This is a genomic window from Rhizobacter sp. P2_H2, from assembly GCF_056403375.1.
Genome location: NZ_JBFUFP010001084.1, coordinates 1 through 1774, shown reverse-complemented (window position 1 = coordinate 1774; position 1774 = coordinate 1). Strand labels below are relative to the sequence as shown.

Sequence of the window (1774 nt, the reverse complement as noted above, 5' to 3'; positions counted from 1 at the left end):
GTGCCGAGTCGTACGACGCCGACGCGGTCGACACCGCCTTGCGCGAGGCGACCGAAGAAATCGGCCTCGCGCGCGACTACGTCGACGTGCTCGGCAGCCTCCCCACCTACACCACCGGCACCRGCTTCATCGTGACGCCGGTGGTCGCGCTGCTGCGCCCGGGCTTCGCGATCCAGGCCGATCCGTTCGAGGTCGCCGAGGTGTTCGAGGTGCCGCTCGCCTTCCTGATGAGCCCGGCCAACCACCGCCGGCACAGCGTCGAGGTGGGCGGCGTGCGGCGCGAGTTCCTGTCGATGCCGTGGACCGGCGTCGGCGCCGACGGCCGTCCGCGCCAGTACTTCATCTGGGGGGCCACCGCCGCGATGCTGCGCAACCTGTATCGCTTCCTCGCCGCGTAGCCGTCGCCGGACGGGGCCTCGCCGCTATCATCGCGGGCCATGAGTTTCTTCGCCGTCCTGTTCGCGCTGCTGATCGAGCAACTGAAGCCGCTGCCGCGCCGCAACTTCGTGCACGACGGCCTGACCGGCTGGATGCGCTGGACCGGCCGCAACTTCGATGCGGGCCAGGACCACCACGCCTGGGTCGTCTGGTGCGTGACGACGCTGGTCCCGGCGCTGCTGGCCTGGGCCGTCTTCGCGGTCGTCGTGCGCTTCAGCCTGGTCGCGGCACTCGCCTGGAACGTCGTCGTGCTGTACCTGACGATGGGCTTCCGGCAGTTCAGCCACTACTTCACCGACATCCGCGACGCACTCGAGCGCGGCGACGAACTCACCGCACGCCGGCTGCTGGCCGAATGGCGCCACCTCGACGCCAGCGAGTTGCCGCGCGCCGAGCTGCTGCGCCACGTGATCGAGCATTCGCTGCTGGCCGCGCACCGCCATGTGTTCGGCGTCTTCTTCTGGTTTGTCGTGCTGTCGACGCTCGGCCTCGGGCCGGCCGGCGCGGTGTTCTACCGCATGGCCGAATTCGCGAGCCGCTACTGGGCCTTCAAGAGCCGCACCGTCGGTGCGCCGGTCAACGAGCGGCTGCTCGCGCTGTCGCAACGCCTGTTCGGGCTGATCGACCACCTGCCGGCACGGCTGACGGCCTTCGGCTTCGCGGTGGTCGGCAATTTCGAGGAGGCGGTCTCGTGCTGGCGCCGCGATGCCGGGCTGTGGAAGCACGCGAACGAGGGCATCATCCTGTCGGCCGCGGCCGGTGCGGTGGGCGTGCAGCTCGGCGGCAGCGCGGCGCCGGGCGTTACGCCCGACCGCTCGAAGACCTTCGACAGCGGAGCGCCGGACGAACTCTCGAACGCCGAAGGCTCGACGCCCGGGGCGCCGCCGCAGACCGGCCACCTGCGCAGCATCGTCGGGCTGGTCTGGCGCTCGGTGGTGCTGTGGATGCTGCTGCTCGCGCTGCTCTCGTTGGCCAACCTGATCGGCTGATCAGAACCGCTGCCGGCCCAGTTCGTCGCGGATCTCGCCGTAGATGCGGTGCCGCGATTCGCTGATCTCGCCGCGCGCCAACGCGGCCAGCACGCCGCAGCCGGGTTCGTGCTGGTGCGTGCAGTTGTAGAACTTGCAGTCGGTGGCGGCCGCGCGGATGTCCGGCATCAGCATCGCGAGCTGCTGCGCCTCGATCTGCCGCAGCCCGAATTCCTGGAAGCCCGGCGAATCGATCAGCCCGGTCGTGCGCTCGGCATCGAGCCAGTACCACTGCGTCGACGTCGTCGTGTGGCGGCCGGAGTTCAGCGCGACCGAGATGTCGCCCACCTGCGCACGCGCGTCCGGTG

At 70.2% G+C, this 1774-nt stretch carries 3 protein-coding genes; 2 read left to right on the top strand and 1 reads right to left on the bottom strand.

Annotation, left to right across the window (positions count from 1 at the left end; translation table 11 throughout):
* The coding region (locus tag AC1D15_RS30265) for an NUDIX hydrolase (protein WP_477828937.1) at positions 1-398 on the top strand (398 nt) is incomplete at its 5' end.
* Between the two features lie 39 nt (positions 399-437).
* Positions 438-1427 (top strand): CobD/CbiB family protein, encoded by a 990-nt coding sequence (locus AC1D15_RS30260; RefSeq protein ID WP_047500720.1) that lies wholly within the window; start codon positions 438-440, stop codon positions 1425-1427.
* On the opposite strand, the gene rsgA is transcribed toward AC1D15_RS30260, so the two are convergent.
* The coding region (gene rsgA / locus AC1D15_RS30255) for a GTPase RsgA (RefSeq protein ID WP_477828936.1) at positions 1428-1774 on the bottom strand (347 nt) is incomplete at its 5' end.